The sequence below is a fragment of the Streptomyces sp. NPDC001406 genome, assembly GCF_042895285.1.
Classification (GTDB): Bacteria; Actinomycetota; Actinomycetes; order Streptomycetales; family Streptomycetaceae; genus Streptomyces.
Map to the genome: position 1 here is coordinate 81,448 of NZ_JBIAWG010000001.1, position 23,967 is coordinate 105,414.

Sequence of the window (23,967 nt, forward strand, 5' to 3'; positions counted from 1 at the left end):
GTGGAAAACTACCCGCGTTGCGCAAGTGAAGAGAGTGAAGCCGTCGGCGGGGGAGTGGGCACAGTGAGCAAGCGGCAAGTGCGGAAGATGTTGCAGTTGATGGCGGGCGGTGAGCCTGTTGCGCTCACCAACTCGATGGCTTCTGTGAAGAAGATCGCCCGACTCGCCTTCATCGCCCAGCAGTTCGGGTACGAGTACGCCGACGCCCAGTACACCGGGTCGCGCAACAACGTGCTGAAGATGCTGATCGTGCCGGACCACAGCCCGCAGGCCCGGGCCCGCGCCGCGCAGAACTGGGCGCAGTATCCGAACGCCGCGGACGGCGTCTCGCTGCCGCCCGTCGTGCCCGACGCCCTTGAACTCCTCAAGGCCCGCATCCAGTTCGACCTCACCGGCAAGAACGCCGAGAAGCGGATGCTGTGCGGCGCCGGTGGCATCACCCTCGGACTGATTCTCTACACGGTGCGGAAGGGTGGCGGCGCCTTCAACTTCATTGCTGCCGGAGCTGTTTGGGTCATTTTCATGGGCATCATGGGCATCGGGTTCCTCGTCACCCGGCGCCGCAACGCCAAGTTCGCCGCCCGGCTCCAGGCCGCCGGGTTCATGCCGGTGACCGATGAGGGCGGGAGGTTGCGTCATCTGCCGCCCGGCACCCAGGTTCCGGGACTCCAGCAATGGCAGCAGCCCCAGCCGCAATACGGGCAAACAGGGGCCTACACCGGCGGTCCCTATGGAAACCTCGGCAACTACGGCAACCCCGGCAACCCCGGTGGCTACGGCCAAGCCGCCGCCCCCGGGCCGTACAGCCCCCAGCAGTACCCGAACTGGCAGCAGCCTCCCCAGTCCCCCCAGCCTCCCCAGCCTCCCCAGCACTGATCCCGAGGCCTCCCGCAGTCCGCTCCCCTCCCCCCGCCCCCCCCACGCAATCGCCCTCACCGACGCCCCTCGCGCCGAGTGAGAGCAACGTTCCCTTCCGGTCACCCGCAGCCACAGTACGGAAACGCGTCCTCCCTACCTTCGGGCTCAGTCACTCGTGGAAAGACCGAGCCCCGGAGCACCGTGGAGGCGTCATGACAGCCCCTAGTACAGCCCCCGCCCCCAACAGCAGGGGAGGCCGCTGGATCGAGCACTGGGATCCGGAGGACGAGGCATTCTGGAACGCGACCGGCGAGAAGGTCGCCCGGCGGAATCTTGTCTTCTCGGTGCTGTCCGAGCACATCGGGTTCTCGATCTGGACCATGTGGTCCGTACTCGTGCTCTTCATGGGCCCGGAGTACGGGCTGACCCCGGCCGACAAGTTCCTGCTGACCTCGATGGTCACACTGGTCGGCGCCGTCGTCCGCGTCCCCTACACCTTCGCCGTGGCGATCTTCGGCGGGCGGAACTGGACGATCATCTCGGCCGGGCTGCTGCTCCTCCCGACCGCGGCCGCCTTCGCCGTGATGAAGCCGGGGACCTCCTTCGACACCTTCCTGCTGGTCGGCCTGCTGGCGGGCATCGGCGGCGGGAACTTCGCGTCGAGCATGACCAACATCAACGCCTTCTTCCCGCTGCGGAAGAAGGGGTGGGCGCTCGGGCTGAACGCCGGCGGCGGCAACATCGGTGTCCCAGTCATCCAGCTGGTCGCCCTCGCCATCATCGGAGCCAGCGGCGGTCCGCGTGTGCTGCTGGGCATCTACATCCCGCTGATCCTGATCGCCGCCGTCCTCGCCGCCCTCTTCATGGACAACCTCTCCAGCGTGAAGAACGACACCGGTGCCGCCAAGGACGCAGTCAAGGACGCCCACACCTGGATCATGTCCTTCCTCTACATCGGCACCTTCGGATCGTTCATCGGCTACGCCTTCGCCTTCGGGCAGGTCCTGCAGGTCCAGTTCGGGCGGACCCCGCTGCAGGCCGCGTACCTCACCTTCATCGGCCCGCTCCTCGGCTCGCTCATCCGGCCCGTGGGCGGCTGGCTCGCCGACCGGTACGGCGGCGCGAAGATCACCCTCTGGAACTACGTGGCCATGTCCGCGGCAACCGCCGGCCTCGTCGTCGCCAGCATGCAGAAGTCGCTGCCGCTGTTCGTCTCCGTCTTCGTCGTCCTGTTCGTGCTCACCGGGCTCGGCAACGGCTCGACGTACAAGATGATCCCCGGCATCTTCCAGGCAAAGGCCCTGGCCAAGGGCCTCACCGGTGAGGAGGCGGCCTCCTACGGGCGGCGGCTGTCCGGTGCCTCCATGGGGCTCATCGGGGCGGTCGGCGCGCTCGGCGGTGTCGGCATCAACCTCGCCTTCCGGCAGTCGTACCTCTCCTACGGCTCCGGCACCGGCGCCTTCGTCGCCTTCCTCGCCTTCTACGGCCTCTGCTTCGTGGTGACCTGGGCCGTATACCTTCGCCGCCCGGCCGCAGTGGCGCAGACCACGGCCGCCGCCGAGGCAAAGCCGCAGCTCAGCTACGCCGAGGTGTGACGTAACACCGGTGACATCAAGTCGAACCGAGCCTGTCACGCACCGTTGACAGGCTCGTTCGACATCCAGGTATCCAGCGGGACGAGAGCCATGTACGACGAACAGCAGCGACCAGAACACGGGCCCCTCGCGGGGTTCACCGTGGGCGTGACGGCCGCGCGCCGGGCCGACGAGCTGGGCGCGCTGCTCCAGCGGCGTGGTGCCGCCGTGCTGCACGCGCCTGCCCTGCGCATCGTGCCGCTCGCCGACGACGGTGAACTCCTCTCGGCCACCAAGGAGATCATCGACCAGGCACCGGACGTAGCCGTCGCCACGACCGCCATCGGGTTCCGCGGGTGGATCGAGGCCGCCGACGGCTGGGGGCTCGGCGAGCAGCTGCTCGGCCGGCTGCGCGGGGTGGAGCTGCTGGCCCGCGGGCCCAAGGTCAAGGGCGCCATCCGGGCCGCCGGGCTCACCGAGGAGTGGTCGCCGTCGAGCGAGTCCATGGCCGAGGTGCTGGACCGGCTGCTGGAGGAGGGGGTCGACGGGCGCCGTATCGCCGTACAGCTGCACGGCGAGCCGCTGCCGGGGTTCGTGGAGGCGCTGCGGGTTGGGGGAGCGGAGGTGCTTCCGGTGCCGGTGTACCGGTGGATGCCGCCGGAGGAGATCGGGCCGGTGGACCGGCTGATCGACGCGGCCGTCTCGCGCGGGCTGGACGCGCTCACCTTCACCAGCGCCCCGGCCGCCGCGTCCCTGCTGTCCCGGGCCGAGGAGCGGGGGCTGGTCGGTGAGCTGCTCGCCGCCCTCAACCACGATGTGCTGCCGGCCTGCGTGGGGCCGGTCACCGCCCTGCCGCTGCAGGCGCGGGGCATCGACACGGTCCAGCCGGAGCGGTTCCGGCTCGGGCCCCTCGTACAGCTGCTGTGCCAGGAACTGCCCGGCCGGGCGCGGTCGTTGCCGATCGCCGGGCACCGGGTGGAGATCCGGGGTCATGCGGTGCTGGTGGACGGGGCCCTGAAGCCGGTGCCACCGGCCGGGATGTCGCTGCTCCGGGCGCTGTCGCGGCGGCCGGGGTGGGTCGTCGCGCGGTCCGAGTTGCTGCGGGCGCTGCCGGGGGCCGGGCGGGACGAGCACGCGGTGGAGACGGCGATGGCTCGGCTGCGTACGGCACTTGGCGCGCCGAAGCTGATCCAGACAGTGGTGAAGCGGGGGTACCGGCTGGCGCTGGATCCGGCGGCGGATGCGAAGTACGCGGACGCGTGAGCTGGTGCGGGGTGCTGGTGTGACCGTCCCTGGGGGCTGCCGCCCCCAGGCCCCCGCTTCGGCCTGAACGGCCTCGTCCTCAAGCGCCGGACGGGCTGGTATGGCCGGCCGGGGACCAGGAGCGGCCGTACAGGATCAGCGCCCTCGCCAGGCACCCCAGCGCCACCGTCGACAGCAGGGCCCGTACGGCGTTCCACGCCACCCACGCGCTCTCGAACCGGTCCCGCAGGTCCGACGCGTCCCCGGTCCTGGCCAGCGCGTCGTTCAACGGGATGTTGAAGGCGATCGTGACGAGGAACGTCAGGGCGTACGCGGCGAGCCCCGCCCACACCCACCGGGCGCAGGACGCGTGCCGGAGCTGCCACGCCGACACGCCCGTCAGTACCAGTGCCCCCATGAAGCTCAGGAAGAACACGGGGTTCTGGATCACGTCGTTGATGTTCCGCATGACCTCGACATAGACGCGGTCGCCGCTGCGGTGCAGGGCGGGCATGACCGCGCACGCGAAGATGTAGAAGACCCCGGCGATCAGGCCCATGGTGACCGTGGCCGCGCCCAGGACGGCACCGGCGGTCGTCCGCCGTCTCATGCTGATGCTCTCTGTCATGTCCTTCAGTCAACCCGCGTGATCACCGACAGGACATGGCCGAGACGCGCGGCCGCATACGTGTGCGTCCAGCGCCGGTACGAGGGGTTCCGGACGCGCGAGCGGGCAGGCACTGTGAGAGAGGGAACGGTTCCCTGCCCTAGGCGGTGACAGGCACATGGCACTGGGTACGGCCACGGCCCCGTACGAGCTGCGGTTCGACGCCGGGCGGATCTGCCTGGATCTCCTTGCGACGAGCCATCCTGGTGAACGGCTGGACTCGGTCGCGCCGTTGCGTGCCTGGATCGTCGGCTCCGGGCTCGTCCCGGCGGGCACCGCGCTGGCGCACGCCGACAGCGGCTGGCTCGTGGGCTTCCGTGAACTGCGGGGGCACGTGGAGCTGTTGGTGCGGGGCGAGCTCGCGGCGGCCGACGGACGGTCGTACGGGCCGGCGCTCGGCCGTCTCAACGAGATCGCCCGCATCGCGCCCCCGGCCCCGCGTGCCGTGCGCGGCGAGGACGGCACGCTCATGCGGGAGTTGGACGGCCCGCCCGGGTGCGCGGCGCTGCTCGGGGCCGTCGCCCGGGACGCCGTGGAGCTGCTCACCGATCCTGTCGCGTGGGCGGCCGTGCGGGAGTGCGAAGGGGACAACTGCCCCATCGTGTACCTGGATACGTCCCGGGGACGCCGGCGGCGCTGGTGCTCCAGCGAGGTCTGCGGGAACCGTGAACGGGTGGCCCGGCACCGCCGCAGGGCGGCCCTGGCGCGAGCCTAGGTGTCCGCTTGGCGGCTTCTGTGCTTCGGTGACCACTTCGGCGCCGAAGTGATTTCGACAACACTGCGTTTGTCTTCGGTGTTGCACGGGCACGCGGCGCGCCGCAGGCAATGTGTCGGAAATGTAAAGATCATGCGGTGGGAATGTGCGGCCATGTCCCTCTCGTCATGGCACCCCTGAGAAAAGTGTCACGTCACTTTGAACACGTCGCGGCCCACCTGCGTACGTGTGGGCGAGCGACCGACTGGGGGAACCCCCGGACATCGGAGGTGGGCGTGCGCAAGGATTCCGTCGTGGCCAATGAACGTGGATCGAGGGCCCGACATCGCATGTCCCAGCCCTCGGAACCTGATGAGGAGCTGATGCGTGCTCTGTATCGAGAGCACGCCGGACCACTCCTTGCGTATGTCCTTCGGCTGGTCGCCGGTGATCGGCAGCGAGCAGAGGACGTCGTGCAAGAGACGCTCATCCGTGCCTGGAAGAACGCCGGCCAGCTCAATCGAGCGACCGGATCGGTACGCCCCTGGCTGGTGACGGTCGCACGCCGCATCGTCATCGACGGCCACCGCAGCCGGCAGGCCCGGCCGCAGGAGGTCGATCCGTCGCCGCTGGAGGTCATCCCCGCGGAGGACGAGATCGACAAGGCGCTGTGGCTGATGACGCTGTCTGACGCGCTCGACGACCTGACCCCGGCCCACCGGGAGGTGCTCGTCGAGACGTACTTCAAGGGGCGTACCGTCAACGAGGCGGCCGAGACGCTGGGTATTCCCAGCGGCACTGTCCGTTCTCGGGTGTTCTACGCCCTTCGGTCGATGAAGCTGGCACTGGAGGAGCGGGGGGTGACGGCGTGATGAGTGGATACGGGGGACACGGCGGATTCAGCACGGGTGGTCCGGGTATGTCTGGACCCATGAGCCCCAATCAGGGATCCGCGGTGCCCAACGAGCACGAGACAGTAGGCGCCTACGCCCTCGGGATTCTGGACGACGCCGAAGCAACCGCTTTCGAGGCCCACCTCGCGGGCTGCGATTGGTGCGCCCAGCAGCTCGACGAGCTCGCCGGGATGGAGCCGATGCTGGCCGCGCTCGCGGACCTGCCGGGCTCCGGCAGCACACCCGCGATCGGCGAGTCGCTGTCCGCCAGGCCCACCCCACGGCTGGCGGAGAAGCTGGTCGTCGAGGTCTCGGAGCGCCGTGCGGTCAAGCGCCGCCGGACCATGTTCATGCTCGCGGCATCCGCGGCGCTGATCGTCGGCGGCCCGCTGGCCGTGCTGGCGGCCGGCGGCGGCTCGGACAACGGCGGCAACGACAACATGGCGATGGGACCCGCCCAGGCGGCCTTCCAGACCATGACCGACAAGAAGACGGCCACGGACCCGGCGACCCATGTCACCGCGACCGTCGCCGTCGAGAAGAAGAACTGGGGCACCCACGCGGTCCTCCAGCTCAAGAACGTCACCGGCCCGGAGAAGTGCTCGCTCATCGCCGTGGGCAAGAACGGCGAACGCGAGACGGTGACCTCCTGGTCCGTCCCGAACTGGGGCTACGGCATCGCGAACGCCAAGTCGGAGGAGGCCAAGAACCCTCTCTACGTCCACGGCGGCGCGGCCTTCTCCCCGAACCAGATCGACCACTTCGAGGTCATGACCTTCGACGGCAAGAAGCTCGTGAACGTAGACGCGTAGCTTCCGCGGGTCCCCTTCGCGTACGGTTGACGGCTGCCCAGCACGTCAGAAGGGGGCCCGGTGGCCGCTCAGGCTCAACAATCTGCGGTCGGCTCGGTTCACGACGAGGTACACGACTCCGTACGGGACCGAGAGATCAGCGTCGAACAGGAACACCTCGACCGGGTGTACCGGCGCCTCGCGGAGAAGATCCACGAGGCCGAGTTCCTGATGAACGACGCGGCCAAGCGCGGCCAGGTCGGTACGCCCGGCGCGCTCGCCGAGCGGGACGCCCAGGTATTCAGGGCGGGCGTCCACCTCAACCGGCTCAACAACGAGTTCGAGGACTTCCTCTTCGGACGCATCGACCTGCTGCTCGGCAAGGACGGCAAGAAGGGGCCCGACGGCGCCTACACCGCCATCGAGCCGGCGGAGGGCGCCGTGCGCGCCGACAACACCGCCGACATCGCCGAGACGCTGCACATCGGCCGCATCGGTGTCCTCGACCAGGACTACGCCCCGCTGGTCATCGACTGGCGGGCGCCCGCCGCCGCCCCCTTCTACCGCTCCACCCCGGTCGACCCGGGACGGGTCGTACGGCGCCGGGTCATCCGCTCCAAGGGACGCCGGGTGCTCGGCGTCGAGGACGACCTGATGCGCCCCGAGCTCACGGCCTTCCTCGACGGCGACGAGCTGCCCGCCATCGGCGACGGCGCCCTGATGGCCGCGCTCGGCCAGGCCCGCAGCCACACCATGCGGGACATCGTCGCCTCCATCCAGGCCGAGCAGGATCTGGTCATCCGCGCCCCCGCCGCCTCCGTGACCTACGTCGAGGGCGGACCGGGGACCGGAAAGACCGCCGTGGCCCTGCACCGGGCGGCCTACCTCCTCTACCAGGACCGGCGCCGGTACTCGGGCGGCATCCTGATCGTCTCGCCGACCCCGCTGCTCGTGGCGTACACCGAGGGCGTGCTGCCCTCCCTCGGCGAGGAGGGCCAGGTCGCCATCCGGGCGATCGGCTCGCTGGTCGACGGCGTCGGGGCCACCTTGTACGACTCCCCGTCCGTGGCCCGGGCCAAGGGGTCGTACCGCATGCTGAAGGTGCTGCGGAAGGCGGCCCGGGGCGCGCTGGAGCTGGGGCCGGACGGTGCCGCATCCGGTGCCGCACGTCCGCGTCCCGCCGCCTCCGGACAGCTCGCCTTCGGTGACGAGGGCGCCGGCGCGGCACAAAGCGCTCCCGCCGGCCCGCCCACCCGGCTGCGGGTCGTCGCCTTCGGGCGCCGGCTGGAGCTGGCGGCGGCCGAGCTGGAACGTATCCGACGCAACGCCCTCGGCGGCACCGCGCCCGTCAATCTGCTCCGCCCGCGCGCCCGCAAGCTGCTCCTCGACGCCCTGTGGGCGCAGTCCGGCGGGGCCGGCCGGCACTCCGACCCGGAGCTGGCCGCCGAGCTGCGCTCGTCCTTCGACGAGGACGTCACCTCCGAGGACAGCTTCATCCGGTTCCTCGACGCCTGGTGGCCCGAGCTCACCCCGATGGCCGTCCTTTCGGCCATGGCGGACGAGCGCCGGCTCGGCCGCTGGGCCCGCCGCATCCTCAACCCCGGCGAGGTGCGCAGGGTCGCCCGGTCGCTGCGGCGCGACGGCCACTCCGTGCACGACATCGCCATGCTCGACGAGCTCCAGGCCGTCCTTGGCTCCCCGGCCCGCCCGAAGAAGAGACGCGAGCTGGACCCGCTCGACCAGCTCACCGGTCTGGAGGAGCTGATGCCCGTACGCGAGGAGTCGCAGCGGGAGCGGGCCGAGCGGCTGGCGCAGGAGCGCACCGAGTACGCGCACGTCATCGTGGACGAGGCCCAGGACCTCACGCCGATGCAGTGGCGCATGGTGGGCCGCCGCGGCCGGCACGCCACCTGGACGGTCGTCGGCGACCCGGCCCAGTCCTCCTGGTCCGACCCCGACGAGGCGGCCGAGGCCCGTGACGAGGCCCTGGGGACCCGCCCCCGGCGCCGCTTCGAGCTCACGGTGAACTACCGCAACCCGGCGGAGATCGCCGAGCTCGCCGCCAAGGTGCTCGCCCTGGCCATGCCCGGCTCGAAGTCCCCGTCGGCCGTACGCTCCACCGGGGTCGAACCGCGCTTCACGGTCGTCCGGGGCTCGCTGGAGAAGACCGTGCGGGCGGAGGCCGAACGGCTCCTCGACCAGGTCGACGGCACGGTCGGCGTGGTCGTCGCCATGAACCGGCGCGAGGAGGCCGCGCGCTGGCTCGCCGGGCTCGGCGACCGGGTGGTGGCGCTCGGCAGCCTGGAGGCCAAGGGCCTGGAGTACGACGCCACGGTGGTCGTCTCACCCGCGGAGATCGCCGACGAGTCGCCGGCGGGCCTGCGGGTGCTGTACGTCGCCCTGACCCGGGCCACGCAGCAGCTGACGGTGATCTCGGACGAACGGGACGAGCCGGACGCGGCCGGGGTCCCCGATCTGCTCAGGGACTGAATCACGGGGGTGAATCCTGTGAACTCTCCGTACGGGAATGGTTCCACGCGATCGGTTTGTTAGCCTGGCTGTGGCACCGGCTCGATCCAAGCCCCCGGGCCCAACCTTTGTCGCTACGAGCGACCACTTGCCGCGAGGCGAGCATGGCGGGTCGGTGTCATGAACGGTGAGGGGACCCACGTCATCCGTGACGTGGGTCCCTTTTTTCGGCAGTGCCCCGCGACATTTCGGCAGGCCCCGCGAACAAAACGTTCGCAATTCAGGACCGGCTAACGCCTACTCGACGGTAGGTGCGACGATCGGACGGCACATCTTCGCGACACGGTGAAAGAGGAAGTCGGCCATGGCAACGGCGCCCAGCGTCTCCTACTCGATGACCATCCGGTTGGAGGTGCCCGCGAGCGGAACCGCCGTCTCGCAGCTCACCACCGCCGTGGAGTCCTCCGGAGGCTCGGTGACCGGCCTCGACGTCACCGCGTCCGGCCACGAGAAGCTCCGTATCGACGTCACCATCGCGGCCTCCTCCACCGCGCACGCCGACGAGATCGTCGAGGAACTGCGCGGCATCGAGGGCGTCACGCTCGGCAAGGTCTCCGACCGTACGTTCCTGATGCACCTCGGCGGCAAGATCGAGATGCAGTCCAAGCACCCCATCCGCAACCGTGACGACCTCTCCATGATCTACACGCCGGGTGTGGCCCGCGTCTGCATGGCGATCGCCGAGAACCCCGAGGACGCCCGCCGTCTCACCATCAAGCGCAACTCCGTTGCGGTCGTGACGGACGGCTCCGCGGTGCTGGGCCTCGGCAACATCGGCCCGAAGGCCGCACTGCCCGTCATGGAGGGCAAGGCGGCCCTCTTCAAGCGCTTCGCCGGCATCGACGCCTGGCCGCTCTGCCTGGACACCCAGGACACCGACGCGATCGTCGAGATCGTCAAGGCGATCGCCCCGGGCTTCGCCGGCATCAACCTGGAGGACATCTCCGCGCCGCGCTGCTTCGAGATCGAGGCCCGGCTGCGCGAGGCCCTCGACATCCCCGTCTTCCACGACGACCAGCACGGCACGGCGATCGTCGTCCTCGCCGCCCTGACGAACGCACTTCGCGTCGCGGGCAAGGCAATTGAGAACATCCGCGTCGTGATGTCCGGCGCCGGCGCGGCCGGTACGGCCATCCTCAAGCTGCTGCTCGCGGCGGGCGTCAAGAGCGCCGTCGTCGCCGACATCCACGGTGTCGTGCACGCCGGCCGCGAGGACCTGGTGGACGCCGCCGCGGACTCGCCGCTGCGCTGGATCGCCGACAACACCAACCACGAGGGCCTGACCGGCACGCTGAAGGAGGCCGTGCGCGGCGCCGACGTCTTCATCGGCGTCTCCGCCCCGAACGTCCTCGACGGCGACGACGTGGCCGCCATGGCCGAGGGTGCCATCGTGTTCGCGCTCGCGAACCCGGACCCCGAGGTCGACCCCGCAATCGCCCGCCAGACGGCCGCAGTTGTGGCCACCGGCCGCTCCGACTTCCCGAACCAGATCAACAACGTGCTGGTCTTCCCGGGTGTCTTCCGCGGCCTGCTGGACGCGCAGTCCCGCACCGTCAACACGGACATGATGCTCGCGGCCGCGAAGGCCCTCGCGGACGTGGTGACCGAGGACGAGCTGAACCCGAACTACATCATCCCGAGCGTCTTCAACGACAAGGTCGCGGGCGCGGTGGCGGGTGCGGTGCGGGACGCGGCGAAGGCGGCCGGGGCGGCGGCGCAGCCCACCGTGCCGTAGTGTGCAAGTGCTGTGAGGATCGCCACGGCGGCCCCTCACAGCGGCGCGTCGCGGAACCCCCTACCGCCGGGCGCCCTCTAGGGTGACGGCCGACAGGCGCTTTTCGTGTGACTCCCTAGGGTGTTCTCACGACTCCTGCGGGTGCCGGATTGGCTTTCCCGCCGCAGGTAGGGGCAGGATGCGTCCACGGGCGCGAGCGCATCGGCTTCGCTGTGCCAGAGTGCGGCACCGCCGCCTGGCACACCCCAACGGCAAGAAGAACACGGGAGTAACAACATGAACCGCAGTGAGCTGGTGGCCGCGCTGGCCGACCGCGCCGAGGTGACCCGCAAGGACGCCGACGCCGTTCTGGCCGCGTTCGCCGAGGTCGTCGGCGACGTCGTCTCCAAGGGCGACGAGAAGGTCACCATCCCCGGCTTCCTGACCTTCGAGCGCACCCACCGTGCCGCTCGCACCGCGCGCAACCCGCAGACCGGTGAGCCCATCAACATCCCGGCCGGCTACAGCGTGAAGGTCTCCGCGGGCTCGAAGCTCAAGGAAGCGGCCAAGGGCAAGTAAGCGCTCCGCTGAGAGCGCGGTGGGTAACTGCCGCCGCATGTGGCTGGTCGCGCAGTTCCCCGCGCCCCTTGCGGGGCGCGTCCGCGGCGGGCGCGGACATATCACGATGGGGCGGCCCCTTTCGCCAGGGGCCGCCCCAACGTCATGGCGCTGAGGGCGCAGTGGGTGAGTGCGCGCCCGTCGTGGCTGGTCGCGCCCGCGCGGCGGAGCCGCAGATCGACACGGTCCCGCGCCCCTTCGGGGGCGCGTCCGCCGCGGGCGCGGACAACGACAAACGGGGCGGCCCCCTTTCCACAGGGGCCGCCCCATTGTCGTACTGGAAACTAGCCGAGTGCCTTGCCCGGCAGTTCCACCTTCGCGCCCAGCTCCACGAGCTTCTCCATGAAGTTCTCGTAGCCGCGGTTGATGAGGTCGATGCCGTGGACCCGGGACGTGCCCTGGGCCGCCAGCGCGGCGATGAGGTACGAGAAGCCGCCCCGGAGGTCCGGGATGACCAGGTCGGCGCCCTGCAGCTTGGTGGGGCCCGACACGACCGCGGAGTGCAGGAAGTTGCGCGCTCCGAAGCGGCAGTCGGAGCTGCCCAGGCACTCGCGGTAGAGCTGGATGTGGGCGCCCATCTGGTTCAGGGCGGAGGTGAAGCCCAGCCGGGACTCGTAGACCGTCTCGTGGATGATCGACAGGCCCGTGGCCTGCGTGAGGGCCACGACGAGCGGCTGCTGCCAGTCGGTCTGGAAGCCCGGGTGCACGTCCGTCTCCAGCGCGATGGACTTCAGCTGGCCGCCGGGGTGCCAGAAGCGGATGCCCTCGTCGTCGATCTCGAAGGCACCGCCCACCTTCCGGTAGGTGTTGAGGAACGTCATCATCGAGCGCTGCTGCGCACCGCGGACGTAGATGTTGCCCTCGGTCGCCAGCGCCGCCGACGCCCAGGACGCGGCCTCCAGGCGGTCCGCGAGGGCGCGGTGGGTGTAGCCGCCGAGTTTGTCCACACCGGTGATGCGGATCGTCCGGTCGGTGTCCATCGCGATGATCGCGCCCATCTTCTGCAGAACGCAGATCAGGTCCTCGATCTCCGGCTCGACGGCCGCGTTGGACAACTCCGTGACGCCTTCGGCGAGTACGGCCGTCAGCAGCACCTGCTCGGTCGCGCCGACGGACGGGTACGGCAGCCGGATCTTCGTACCGCGCAGCCGGTTCGGCGCCTCCAGGTACTGGCCGTCGGCACGCTTCTCGATCGTCGCGCCGAACTGCCGCAGCACGTCGAAGTGGAAGTCGATGGGCCGGCCGCCGATGTCGCAGCCGCCGAGGCCCGGGATGAACGCGTGGCCGAGGCGGTGCAGCAGGGGGCCGCAGAAGAGGATCGGGATGCGCGAGGAACCCGCGTGGGCATCGATGTCAGCGACGTTGGCGCTCTCCACGTGCGTCGGATCGAGCACCAGCTCACCGGGCTCGTCACCCGGACGGACCGTCACCCCGTGCAACTGCAGCAGGCCGCGTACGACACGAACGTCGCGGATGTCCGGTACGTTACGCAGTCGACTCGGCGCACTGCCCAGCAGGGCGGCGACCATCGCCTTCGGCACGAGGTTCTTCGCACCGCGGACACGGATCTCACCCTCCAGCGGGGTTCCGCCGTGGACAAGCAGGACATCGTCGTTGACGGTCATGAATCTCGCGTTCCGTGGAGTTGGGCAGGGGCCGGAGAGACAGCGTAATCGCCTACCGCCCCCCTGCCGTAAGCCCAAGTGCCACCCAGCATCGCCACAGCTCTGTCACAACACGAACCGTTCACTCCCGGGCACATGGGGTCACCGGCGCGGGCGTGCGCGTGGGGCGCACCGGTGCGCCCTGAGCTGCATTCACTCCCGTACCCGCATTGGCTCCCCACACGAGGGCAAGATGCGGGATCATGTCTGGCATGACCGAGGTGTCCTCGCTCACAGGGCGGCTGCTCGTGGCCACGCCCGCCCTGGCGGACCCGAACTTCGACCGTGCGGTGGTGCTCCTTCTCGACCACGACGAGGAGGGCTCCCTCGGTGTCGTCCTCAATCGTCCGACCCCGGTGGACGTGGGCGACATCCTGGAGGGCTGGGCGGAGCTGGCCGGTGAGCCCGGTGTCGTCTTCCAGGGCGGTCCGGTGTCGCTGGACTCCGCGCTCGGCGTCGCGGTCATCCCCGGCGGCGTGTCCGGCGACCGGGCCCCGCTCGGCTGGCGCCGGGTGCACGGTGCGATCGGGCTGGTGGACCTGGAGGCCCCGCCGGAGCTGCTCGCCTCGGCTCTCGGGTCGCTGCGGATCTTCGCCGGGTACGCCGGCTGGGGGCCGGGACAGCTGGAGGACGAGCTGGGGGAGGGTGCCTGGTACGTCGTGGAATCGGAACCGGGCGACGTCTCGTCCCCGGCCCCGGAGCGACTGTGGCGCGAGGTGCTGCGCCGCCAGCGGAACGAGCTGGCGATGGTGGCGACGTATCCGGACGACCCGTCGCTCAACTGATACGTGCGAGCTTCAGTACTCTTGGCGATATGAGCACTCTCGAGCCCGAGCGCGGGACTGGTACGGGGACCCTCGTAGAGCCGACGCCGCAGGTGTCCCACGGCGACGGCGACCACGAGCGCTTCGCCCACTACGTCCAGAAGGACAAGATCATGGCGAGCGCCCTCGACGGCACGCCCGTCGTGGCGCTCTGCGGCAAGGTGTGGGTGCCGGGCCGCGACCCGAAGAAGTACCCGGTGTGTCCCATGTGCAAGGAGATCTACGACTCCATGGGCAGCGCCGGCGACGAAGGCAAGGGCGGCGGCGACAAGTAGCACACCGCCCCGGTCCGACCCGATCCGGCACGGTGCGCAGGCGCGCACAGACCGCACGACGGGACCGAAGCGTGGCCGCGGTGCCCCTGCGGGGGCCGCGGCCGATGCTGTATGCGGGGGACGTACGAACGGGACCCTTGCTTGAATTGCCCGAATTGGTCGACGAGCTCAGCCGGAGGGGCTTCTGGGCGCCCGACCCGAGATGGCGGGGGACGGGGCGTGGTCCAACTGCATGACCCGAGGGTCGCGTTGCGGTGGGCACACGACAGCCAGTGGTGCGGGCAGGCTGGGCACTCGACGCGGCGTTGAAAGAGCGGGTCGGCAGCGCCAGTGAGCCGTGGGGCCCGTTGGAGCGGGCCAGGGATTCGGACGGCGGCAGATTGCTACGGGCGCGCGGGACTCTGCCGGAGCGCTGGGACCTCCTCCTCGCGCCGACACGGCTCGCTGTATGCCCGGCATGACCGGCCCGCGGAGGCGACACTGGGCTCCCGCCTTGCTTGGGCGCCACGCTGTTGCGACTCCCTCCGCCGAGGCTTCCGCCTTGCCGGCTCCCGTCCCGCCTGGGCATCCGTCTTGCCGGCCTGTCCTGCTTGGGCTCTGCCCTGCTGGGGCTCCCTCTCGCTGGATCCTTGCCTTGGTGGGCGCCGTCCTGCTGAGTCTTCCTCTCAGCGGCTTCCGTCCTGCTTGGGCTCCGCCCCGTTGGGACTCCCATCGCCTGGGCTCCTGCTTTGCTGGCCTCCGCCTTGCCGGGCCTCCGCCTTGCCGGGCTCTCGCTTTGCTGGGCCCCGCCCCGTTGGTCTCCACCCCGCTCGCCCCCGCCCCGCCGCCCTCCCCCTGCCGAGCCAACGGCTCGCGGCGCACGGGCGTGCAGTGGGCCTGAGTCTTTGTGGATTCGGTGCTGGGGCTTCGGGTGGCGGAATTCGGTTCTGGCTTCGTTCCGTGGCGGGGGATTCCGGTTCTGGTTCACGAGTGCGGGGGTTCGTGAATGGCTTCGAACGTGTTTACTGGCGTGGTGGATCTGATTCCCGAGCCCCGTCATGTGACTGCCTACGGTGCCAACTGGTTCGCGTTGGGCCCCGGAACCGGACTGGCGGCCGGTGAGGGTGCGGAGCGGACCGAGCGCTGGCTGCGGGCGACGTTGGGGGCGGCCACCGGGCTGCCGCTCGCGTCGAAGGAGTCGAGTGGGGACGATGTCATTCGGCTGTCCATCCATCCGATGGTCACCAAGGATCTCGGCGCCGAGGGCTACCGTCTCGCCGTCATGCCGACCGGCGTGCATCTGGTCGGCGGTGGTCCCGCCGGGCTTTTCTGGGGCGCCCAGACGCTGCGTCAACTGCTCGGCCCCGGCGCATTCCGGCGAGCCCCGATTTCCGGCTCCTGGCGGCTGCCGCTGATCCATGTCCAGGACTCGCCCCGATTCCGCTGGCGTGGACTGATGCTCGACGTCGCCCGGCACTTCATGCCCAAGGAAGGCGTCCTGCGGTACCTCGACCTGATGGCCGCGCACAAACTGAACGTCTTCCACTTCCATCTGACGGACGACCAGGGCTGGCGCGTCGAGATCAAGCGGTACCCGAAGCTGACCGAGACCGGTTCCTGGCGTGCGCGTACGAAATTCGGACACCGGGCCTCGCCGCTCTGGGAGGAGAAGCCGCACGGGGGTCACTACACCCAGGACGACATCCGGGAGATCGTCGCCTACGCCGCCGAGCGGCATATCAGCGTCGTCCCCGAAATCGACGTACCGGGCCACTCGCAGGCGGCCATCGCCGCGTATCCGGAACTCGGCAACACCGACGTCATCGACACCACGGCCCTCTCCGTCTGGGACAACTGGGGGATCTCTCCGAACGTACTCGCCCCCACTGACAACACCCTGCGCTTCTACGAGGGGGTCTTCGAGGAACTCCTCGGTCTCTTCCCCGCGGATGCCGCCGAGTTCTCGGCGTTCTTTCACATCGGCGGTGACGAATGCCTCAAGGACCAGTGGAAGCAGTCGCCCACGGCACAGTCCCGCATCAAGGAACTCGGTCTCGCCGACGAGGACGAACTGCAGTCCTGGTTCATCGGCCATTTCGCCAAGTGGCTTTCCGCGCGCGGGCGCAGACTCATCGGCTGGGACGAGATCCTGGAAGGCGGGCTTCCGGACGGCGCGGCCGTGTCGTCCTGGCGCGGCTACGAGGGCGGGGTCGCCGCCGCGCGGGCCGGGCACGACGTCGTGATGTGCCCCGAGCAGCAGGTCTACCTGGACCACCGGCAGGCGGCCGGCGCGGACGAGCCCGTACCGATCGGGTACGTGCGCACCCTGGAGGACGTCTACCGGTTCGAGCCGGTTCCGCCGGAACTGGACGAACAGCAAAGAGGCCGGATCCTGGGGGCCCAGGCCAACGTGTGGACCGAGGTGATGGAGGACCACGCACGCGTGGACTACCAGACGTTTCCCCGCCTCGCCGCCTTCGCCGAGGTGGCCTGGAGCCGTCTGCCCGCCCCCGGGGAACGGGACTTCGCCGCCTTCGAACACCGGATGGCCGCCCACTACCCGCGACTTGACGCCCTCGGTGTCGCCTACCGCCCGCCCGCCGGGCCCCGGCCCTGGCAGCGGCGCCCCGGTGTGCCCGGCCGCCCCGTCGACGGGCCGCCTCCGAACAAGTGATGGAAAAAGGCCTCAAGTGTCACCGAAGAGTGTCAATCGGCCCTCGGTGGCGATGAGGTATGAAAACGGACCATCTACCCGATGAAGTGGGCGAACGGCTCCTAGCGGACCCCCGCGCTCGAGTGTTGCGATGATGTGCCAGAGTTGCCACGTCCGCCCTGTGAGCACGTACCGTACGGCCACACAGGTGGGACCAGGGGGCAGCGGGAAGGGGCAGCCGGTTTGACCACGCACGCACCGCAGGCGGCGCAGGCCGTCACCCTGCCCACGACTCTGGACGAGGCCGTGGCAGCGCTTTCCGCCATGCCCGCGGCCGTTCCCGTGGCGGGCGGCACCGACCTCATGGCGGCCGTGAACTCCGGACAGCTCAGGCCCGCCGCCCTGGTGGGCCTCGGCCGGATCAGCGAGATCCGCGGCTGGCAGTACCAGGACGGCCACGCGCTGCTCGGCGCGGGACTCACGCACGCGCGCATGGGCCGCCCCGACTTCGCCGCCCTGATTCCCGCGCTCGCCGCCGCCGCGCGCGCCGCGGGCCCGCCGCACATCCGCAACGCGGGCACCCTGGGCGGCAACATCGCCTCGGCCGCGCCCACCGGGGACGCGCTTCCGGTCCTCGCCGCCCTGGAGGCGGCACTGATCGTCGCGGGCCCGGGCGGGTCCCGGCGGGAGATCCCGGTGTCCCACCTGCTGGCGGGCATGGAGATGCTGCGCGCCGGCGAGCTGATCGGCTACGTGCGCGTGCCGCTGCTGCACGCCCCGCAGGTCTTCCTGAAGGCGACCGGACGGACCGGACCGGGCCGTGCGACGGCCTCCGTGGCCCTGGTCCTCGACCCCGCCCGGCGTGGGGTGCGATGCGCCGTCGGGGCCATAGCGCCGATGCCGCTCCGGCCCCTGGACGCCGAGCAGTGGGTCTCCCGGCTCATCGACTGGGACAACGACCGCGCGATCGTCCCCGACGCGCTGAACGCCTTCGGGGAGTACGTCGCCGCGGCCTGCATCCCCGACCCGGCCCCGGAGGAGGACGGCTCCGTAGCACCGCTTCCGCCCGCCGTACTGCACCTGCGGCGCACCGTCGCCGCACTGGCCCGACGAGCACTGGGGAGGGCGCTGTCGTGACCGACGACCAGCACGGAGAGGGCGCGTCCCGGGGTCGTAGCCGCTGGGACCCGCTGCCCCAGGGTGACTACGACGACGGCGCCACCGCCTTCGTGAAACTCCCCGAAGGGGGCATCGAAGCCCTCCTGGCCGGCGACACTCCGCTCGCCGCGCCCGGTCACGGCTACGTACCGCCGCAGATAGCGGTGGCCCCCGGCCCGGACGCCGTGACCGACCCGGGGGCGACGGGCACCTGGTCCATGCCGGCCGACGGCGCCCAGTGGCCCGACCCGAACGCCATGCCCCAGGAGGCGGGCGCGGACGACCGGTTCACGTACAACCCCATGTCCACGCAGCAGTGGACCTTCGACGACCCCGCCACGCCCGCCACGCCTGCCGCGTCCGGTGCGCCTGCCGCGTCCGGTGCCGGCCACGACGTGACCGGCCAGTGGTCCATCCCCGTCGCCGGTGGCGACCTTCCGGACGAATCGGGCGAGTTCACCACATCTTCCCTGGTCGAGCAGTGGGGCGGCACCCCGCCGGCCACCCTCCCCGGCGGCGCGCCCGCGCCCTGGGCGACGGAGGGCGCCGGGCAGCCCTGGGGGCAGCAGACGGCGGACCCGCAGGCGGGTGAGACCCGGGCGGGCACCGGACACGCCGTCGTGGAGCGCCCGGACCGCGCGCCCGACGGCGGCTACCCGGGCGCCCCGGGTCGGTCCGCCCCGGAAGGCGGCGCGACCGGCGTCGGATACCCCGAGCCGCCGACCGACCACGACACCGGAACCGGGGCCGGACACGACGCCGACAGCCCGGCGGCACCCGGGGAGGAACCCGACGCCGACCACGCGTCCCGGCCCGCGCCCGCGTACGCCGCGCACGAGGCCGACGGGACGTCGGAGCCGGCCGAGGACGCCGAACCGGCCGAGGGGATCGGGGCCGAGGACGCCCACGAGGCCGAGGAGGCCCCTGAAGGGCCCACCGGCAGCCCCGCGGACCACGACGCCACCGCCGATGCCGAACCCGCCCCGGAAGCCCGGGAGGCGGCCGCCACGGGCGACGACGCGGCCCCGCAGGACCGGGCGCCCGCGCACGACGACCATCCCCTCGCCTCCTTCGTCCTCCGGGTCAACGGCGTCGACCGCCCGGTCACCGACGCCTGGATCGGCGAGTCCCTGCTGTACGTCCTGCGGGAGCGGCTCGGCCTCGCGGGCGCCAAGGACGGCTGCTCGCAGGGCGAGTGCGGGGCGTGCAACGTCCAGGTGGACGGCCGGCTCGTCGCCTCCTGTCTGGTGCCCGCGGTCACCGCGGCCGGCAGCGAGGTCCGCACGGTCGAGGGGCTCGCCGTCGACGGTCAGCCCTCCGACGTACAGCGCGCGCTCGCCAAGTGCGGTGCGGTGCAGTGCGGTTTCTGCGTGCCCGGCATGGCCATGACCGTGCACGACCTCCTTGAGGGCAACCCGGCGCCGACCGAGATGGAGGCGCGCCAGGCGCTGTGCGGCAACCTGTGCCGCTGCTCCGGCTACCGGGGCGTCCTGGACGCCGTCCAGGACGTCGTCGCCGAACGGGAGGCGCACGCCGCGGCGGAGGCCGAGACGGACGCGGACGAGGCACGTATTCCGCACCAGGCGGGCCCGGGTGCCGGCGGCGTCAACCCGTCGGCGTTCGAGGCGTCCGGACCGCCGGTCCCGCACGACCAGTCCTACGGGCACGACCAGTCCTACGGACAGGACCAGTCCTACGGACAGGACGGAGGCCAGGCGTGAGCAACGAAGCCGCCACCGCGGCCGGCGCCGCGGAGGCCGCCCCCGCCCCCGAGCCATTGCCGCACGGCCTCGGTGCCTCCCTGCTCCCGGCCGACGCCCGCGCCAAGACCGAGGGCACCTTCCCGTACGCGGCCGACCTGTGGGCCGAGGGCCTGCTGTGGGCGGCCGTACTGCGCTCCCCGCACCCGCACGCGCGCATCCTGTCCATCGACACCACCCACGCGCGCGAGATGCCCGGCGTACGGGCCGTCGTCACCCACGAGGACGTGCCCGGCACCCCCCGGTACGGCCGGGGCACGCCCGACCGCCCGGTGTTCGCCTCCGAGGTCGTACGCCACCACGGCGAGTCCATCGCGGCCGTCGCCGCCGACCACCCCGACACCGCGCGGATGGCCGCGGCGGCCGTCATCGTCGAGTACGAAGTACTCGATCCGGTGACCGACCCGGAGCAGGCCTTCGAGGCCGAGCCGCTGCACCCCGACGGCAATCTGATCCGGCACATCCCGCTGCGCCACGGCGACCCCGACGCGGCCGGCGAGATCGTCGTCGAGGGCCTGTACCGCATCGGCCGCCAGGACCCCGCCCCCATCGGCGCCGAGGCCGGCCTCGCCGTGCCCCGCCCGGACGGCGGCGTCGAGCTCTATCTGGCCTCCACCGACCCGCACACCGACCGCAACACCGCCGCCGCGGTCTACGGCCTGACCCCCGACCGAGTGAAGATCGTCGTCACCGGTGTCCCCGGCGCCACCGCCGACCGCGAGGACCAGGGCTTCCAGCTCCCGCTCGGTCTGCTGGCGCTGAAGACCGGCTGCCCGGTGAAGCTGACGGCGACCCGGGAGGAATCCTTCCTCGGTCACGTCCACCGGCACCCCACCCTCCTGCGCTACCGCCACCACGCCGACGCCGAGGGCAATCTGGTCAAGGTCGAGGCGCAGATCCTGCTCGACGCGGGCGCGTACGCCGACACCTCCTCGGAGGCCCTGGCCGCCGCGGTCTCCTTCGCCTGCGGCCCGTACGTCGTCCCGAACGCCTTCATCGAGGGCTGGGCCGTCCGCACCAACAACCCGCCCTCCGGCCATGTGCGCGGCGAGGGCGCCATGCAGGTGTGCGCCGCCTACGAGGCGCAGATGGACAAGCTCGCCAAGAAGCTCGGCCTGGACCCGGCGGAGCTGCGCCTGCGCAACGTGCTCGCCACCGGGGACGTACTCCCGATCGGCCAGACGGTGACCTGCCCGGCCCCCGTGGCCGAACTCCTCCAGGCGGTACGGGACTTCCCGCTTCCGCCGCTGCCCAAGGACACCCCCGAGGACGAGTGGCTGCTGCCCGGCGGCCCCGAGGGCGCGGGCGAACCGGGCGCGGTGCGCCGGGGCGTCGGCTACAGCCTGGGCATGGTGCACATGCTCGGCGCTGAAGGCGCCGACGAGGTCTCCACGGCGACGGTGAAGGTCCACGACGGCATCGCCACCGTGCTGTGCGCGGCGGTGGAGACGGGCCAGGGCTTCACCACGCTGGCCCGCCAGATCGTCCAGGAGACCCTGGGCATCGACGAGGTGCACGTCGCGCCCGTCGACACCGACCAGCCCCCGGCCGGCCCGGGCTGCCGAGGCCGGCACACCTGGGTCTCGGGCGGCGCGGTGGAACGGGCGGCCAAGATGGTCCGCACCCAGCTGCTCCAGCCCCTGGCGCACAAGTTCGGCATGTCCACCGAGCTGTTGCAGATCACCGACGGCAAGATCACGTCGTACGACGGCGTGCTGTCGACCACCGTCACCGAGGCGATGGACGGCAAGGAACTGTGGGCAACCGCACAGTGCCGCCCGCACCCCACCGAGCCGCTGAACGCCGAGGGCCAGGGCGACGCCTTCGTCGGCCTCGCCTTCTGCGCGATCCGCGCGGTGGTGGACGTCGACATCGAACTCGGCTCGGTACGGGTCGTGGAGCTGGCCGTCGCCCAGGACGTGGGCCGGGTCCTCAATCCGGCGCAGCTCGCCGCCCGTATCGAGGCGGGCGTCACCCAGGGCGTCGGCATCGCCCTCACCGAGAACCTGCGCACCCCGCGCGGCCTGATCCGCCATCCCGACCTCACCGGATACGCCCTGTCCACCGCCCTGGACGTGCCGGACATCCGGATCGTCAAGCTGGTCGAGGAGCGGGACGTGGTCGCCCCCTTCGGGGCGAAGGCCGTCAGCGCGGTGCCGGTGGTGACCTCACCGGCGGCGATCGCCTCCGCCGTACGGGCCGCGACCGGCCGCCCCGTGAACCGCCTCCCGATCCGCCCGCAGGCCGCGGTGGTGACGGGCCAGTGAGCGGGCCGGAGAACGAGCCGCGCTACGAACCGCCGCCCAGCGTCGGCAAGTTGCTGATCTGGATCCTGCTGTTCGTGTTCGCGGCGGTGCTCGTCGTGCTGGGCGGCGTGTACTTCACCTGAGGGTGGAACGGGCCGGGGGCGTCCTACGTCCTTTATCCGCGGGCCGTTGTCAGTGGTGCGGCGTAGTGTTCTGGGCAGTGGGGGACTGTCGGGCGGACACACCGCCGTACGACGCTGTACTACACAAATCGCGGGGGAGCGATGAGCACGACCGACGCCGGTGTCGCGGCGATCACCTTGACCGAGCACGAGCTCGGTCCTTACGTCACGCACGTCCCGACGCGCGGCCTGCTGACCGGTCCCGGACTGCCGTGCGACGGCGACCTGTTGACGTTCGCGCCGCTGCGCACGGCCGGTCTGCGCACGCTCGCCGACGCCACGGACGGCCCGGCCCGGCTGGCGGAGGAACTGCGGGACCGGCTGGTGATAGGGGAACTGCTCGGCCCGGCGGGCATGGAGACGGAGTCGATCCTGCTCGACGGCGGCACCGGCGAGATCACCACCACGTACCTCGTCGACCCGTCGGACAGCCGCCCGCTCGCGCCCTCCCTGACGACTCTGCTGCGGTTCGCCGCGGTCACCGAGGAACTGGCCGGTCTGCGCGGCCGATTCGCCTCCTTCGCGGGCCACTACGGCACCAAGACGGCGACCGAGGCGTCCCGCCGGCTCCTCGCCCTCTTCGAGGAGGACACCGACGGCGACGTCCCGCCGTACTGGAAGGCGGCCGCGCTGATCCGCCCCCTGGCGCTCGCGGCGGGCCCCGGCAAGGACTCCGGCCTCACCCTGGACGTCCCCGCGCGTCTTCTGGACCAGGAGTTCGGCCACGGCCGCGTGGCCCGCTTCGAGGAGGTCGACTTCCCCGCCACGCTCACCCACGAGCCGACCCGCCGCTTCCTGCGCGAGACGGGCCTGCCCGAGGCCGCGGTCCTCTTCCACCTCGACACGGACGTGCCGTTGCCGACGCTGACGGAGTACTACACGGACGAGCGCCCCGACGAGTACCCGCTCGACGAACTCCCCGCCCACTCCGACCACTTGATACGCCTCGGCTACCTGGTCGAGGACAACAGCCTGGTGGTGGACGGCACGACGGGCGCGGTGCTGAACTTCAGCGAGCCCGAGGCGACCCTCTACCCGCTCAACACGGACGTCTCCACCCTCGCCTTCACCCTCTGGCTGCTGCACCGCGAGCGGGCGATCGACGCGGACCTGGGCGGCGAACTGACCACCGACGCCTACGACCAGCTTGCCGCGGCGATGATCCAGGTGCTGTCGGCGGTCGACCCGACGGGCACGGCGTCCGACGCCGACTGGCACTACTGGACGGAACTGTTCCAGGACGAGGCGGGCGGCGTCCTCTGACCGTCGGCCGCCCGCAGGGGGCAGCCGGTGCCGACACGAGTGTCCAGTTCGGCGCGCAGGGCGGCGAGTTCGGCCATCCGCGCGTCGATGACCCGGATCTTCTCCTCCAACAGCGCCGACAGCGCTTGGGCGGAGTCCGGGGCGTCCCGCAACTCCTCGCCGTGCCGGGCGATCTCGGCCAGGGAGAAGCCGAGGGTCTGGGCGGTACGGACGTAGTACAGCCAGGGCACCGTCTCCGGCGGGAAGTCACGGTAGCCGTTGGCCAGCCGCCGCCCCGCGACTAGGCCGATCTTCTCGTAGAAGCGAATGGTGTCCCTGGTCATACCGGCCTGCGCGGCCAGTTCCCCGATACGCACGACCCTCCACCGGATCCTGGACTCGAC

20 protein-coding genes are annotated in these 23,967 nt (G+C 71.1%); 17 read left to right on the forward strand and 3 right to left on the reverse strand.

Annotation, left to right across the window (positions count from 1 at the left end):
- Positions 1 to 63 precede the first annotated feature (63 nt).
- From ACFY1J_RS00330 to ACFY1J_RS00340, 3 genes are all read left to right on the forward strand, one after another.
- Entirely contained in the window at positions 64 to 876 is an 813-nt protein-coding gene (locus ACFY1J_RS00330) for a hypothetical protein (protein WP_390730315.1), read from the forward strand.
- A 194-nt stretch (positions 877 to 1,070) separates the two neighbouring features.
- Entirely contained in the window at positions 1,071 to 2,453 is a 1,383-nt protein-coding gene (locus ACFY1J_RS00335) for a nitrate/nitrite transporter (protein WP_390706889.1), read from the forward strand.
- A 90-nt stretch (positions 2,454 to 2,543) separates the two neighbouring features.
- Positions 2,544 to 3,695: a uroporphyrinogen-III synthase gene (locus ACFY1J_RS00340; RefSeq protein ID WP_390706888.1), complete on the forward strand. Its 1,152-nt coding sequence runs from the start codon at positions 2,544 to 2,546 to the stop codon at positions 3,693 to 3,695.
- Positions 3,696 to 3,774: 79 nt separating this feature from the next.
- Here ACFY1J_RS00340 and ACFY1J_RS00345 read toward each other — a convergent pair whose 3' ends face one another.
- Positions 3,775 to 4,284 (reverse strand): DUF1772 domain-containing protein, encoded by a 510-nt coding sequence (locus tag ACFY1J_RS00345; RefSeq protein ID WP_390730316.1) that lies wholly within the window; start codon positions 4,282 to 4,284, stop codon positions 3,775 to 3,777.
- 175 nt (positions 4,285 to 4,459) lie between these two features.
- Between ACFY1J_RS00345 and ACFY1J_RS00350 the strand changes: the two genes are divergently transcribed.
- From ACFY1J_RS00350 to ACFY1J_RS00375, 6 genes are all read left to right on the forward strand, one after another.
- Positions 4,460 to 5,056 carry a CGNR zinc finger domain-containing protein gene (locus tag ACFY1J_RS00350; RefSeq protein ID WP_390706886.1) on the forward strand — a complete coding sequence of 199 codons (597 nt, stop codon included), beginning with the start codon at positions 4,460 to 4,462 and terminating at the stop codon, positions 5,054 to 5,056.
- 329 nt (positions 5,057 to 5,385) lie between these two features.
- Positions 5,386 to 5,907 (forward strand): sigma-70 family RNA polymerase sigma factor, encoded by a 522-nt coding sequence (locus tag ACFY1J_RS00355; RefSeq protein ID WP_010039908.1) that lies wholly within the window; start codon positions 5,386 to 5,388, stop codon positions 5,905 to 5,907.
- A gap of 59 nt (positions 5,908 to 5,966) precedes the next feature.
- The gene (locus tag ACFY1J_RS00360) at positions 5,967 to 6,740 is read left to right on the forward strand and encodes an anti-sigma factor family protein (RefSeq protein WP_390706885.1); all 774 of its coding nucleotides are present in this window, start codon (positions 5,967 to 5,969) and stop codon (positions 6,738 to 6,740) included.
- Between the two features lie 60 nt (positions 6,741 to 6,800).
- A complete protein-coding gene (locus tag ACFY1J_RS00365) occupies positions 6,801 to 9,209 on the forward strand; it encodes a HelD family protein (RefSeq protein ID WP_390706884.1) in 2,409 nt (802 codons plus the stop codon).
- Positions 9,210 to 9,552: 343 nt separating this feature from the next.
- Entirely contained in the window at positions 9,553 to 10,983 is a 1,431-nt protein-coding gene (locus tag ACFY1J_RS00370) for an NAD-dependent malic enzyme (protein WP_390706883.1), read from the forward strand.
- 276 nt (positions 10,984 to 11,259) lie between these two features.
- A complete protein-coding gene (locus ACFY1J_RS00375) occupies positions 11,260 to 11,541 on the forward strand; it encodes an HU family DNA-binding protein (RefSeq protein ID WP_263209294.1) in 282 nt (93 codons plus the stop codon).
- Between the two features lie 323 nt (positions 11,542 to 11,864).
- Here the strand turns inward: ACFY1J_RS00375 and murA are convergent, their stop codons facing one another.
- Complete coding sequence (gene murA / locus ACFY1J_RS00380; RefSeq protein WP_363295454.1) at positions 11,865 to 13,205, reverse strand: UDP-N-acetylglucosamine 1-carboxyvinyltransferase; 1,341 nt, start codon at positions 13,203 to 13,205, stop codon at positions 11,865 to 11,867.
- Positions 13,206 to 13,456: 251 nt separating this feature from the next.
- Between murA and ACFY1J_RS00385 the strand changes: the two genes are divergently transcribed.
- The 8 genes from ACFY1J_RS00385 (at position 13,457) to ACFY1J_RS00420 (ending at position 23,584) form a co-directional block, all read left to right on the forward strand.
- Positions 13,457 to 14,029, forward strand: coding sequence for a YqgE/AlgH family protein (locus ACFY1J_RS00385; RefSeq protein ID WP_390706882.1), 573 nt, complete (start codon positions 13,457 to 13,459; stop codon positions 14,027 to 14,029).
- A gap of 29 nt (positions 14,030 to 14,058) precedes the next feature.
- Positions 14,059 to 14,343, forward strand: a complete 285-nt coding sequence (locus tag ACFY1J_RS00390) for a DUF3039 domain-containing protein (protein WP_390706881.1) — start codon at positions 14,059 to 14,061, stop codon at positions 14,341 to 14,343.
- A 985-nt stretch (positions 14,344 to 15,328) separates the two neighbouring features.
- On the forward strand, positions 15,329 to 16,996 hold the full coding sequence (locus ACFY1J_RS00395) for a beta-N-acetylhexosaminidase (RefSeq protein ID WP_390730317.1): 1,668 nt from the start codon (positions 15,329 to 15,331) through the stop codon (positions 16,994 to 16,996).
- A gap of 222 nt (positions 16,997 to 17,218) precedes the next feature.
- The gene (locus ACFY1J_RS00400) at positions 17,219 to 18,112 is read left to right on the forward strand and encodes an FAD binding domain-containing protein (protein ID WP_390706879.1); all 894 of its coding nucleotides are present in this window, start codon (positions 17,219 to 17,221) and stop codon (positions 18,110 to 18,112) included.
- Complete coding sequence (locus tag ACFY1J_RS00405; protein ID WP_390730318.1) at positions 18,109 to 19,854, forward strand: 2Fe-2S iron-sulfur cluster-binding protein; 1,746 nt, start codon at positions 18,109 to 18,111, stop codon at positions 19,852 to 19,854. The genes ACFY1J_RS00400 and ACFY1J_RS00405 overlap by 4 nt, the downstream gene beginning before the upstream one ends.
- On the forward strand, positions 19,851 to 22,160 hold the full coding sequence (locus ACFY1J_RS00410) for a xanthine dehydrogenase family protein molybdopterin-binding subunit (protein WP_390706877.1): 2,310 nt from the start codon (positions 19,851 to 19,853) through the stop codon (positions 22,158 to 22,160). Before ACFY1J_RS00405 ends, ACFY1J_RS00410 begins: the two co-directional genes overlap by 4 nt.
- The gene (locus tag ACFY1J_RS00415; RefSeq protein ID WP_390706876.1) at positions 22,157 to 22,282 is read left to right on the forward strand and encodes a hypothetical protein; all 126 of its coding nucleotides are present in this window, start codon (positions 22,157 to 22,159) and stop codon (positions 22,280 to 22,282) included. The genes ACFY1J_RS00410 and ACFY1J_RS00415 overlap by 4 nt, the downstream gene beginning before the upstream one ends.
- A gap of 141 nt (positions 22,283 to 22,423) precedes the next feature.
- On the forward strand, positions 22,424 to 23,584 hold the full coding sequence (locus ACFY1J_RS00420) for an SUKH-4 family immunity protein (RefSeq protein ID WP_390706875.1): 1,161 nt from the start codon (positions 22,424 to 22,426) through the stop codon (positions 23,582 to 23,584).
- Here ACFY1J_RS00420 and ACFY1J_RS00425 read toward each other — a convergent pair.
- Positions 23,539 to 23,940 carry a MerR family transcriptional regulator gene (locus ACFY1J_RS00425; RefSeq protein ID WP_390706874.1) on the reverse strand — a complete coding sequence of 134 codons (402 nt, stop codon included), beginning with the start codon at positions 23,938 to 23,940 and terminating at the stop codon, positions 23,539 to 23,541. The genes ACFY1J_RS00420 and ACFY1J_RS00425 overlap by 46 nt on opposite strands.
- Between the last annotated feature and the right edge of the window lie 27 nt (positions 23,941 to 23,967).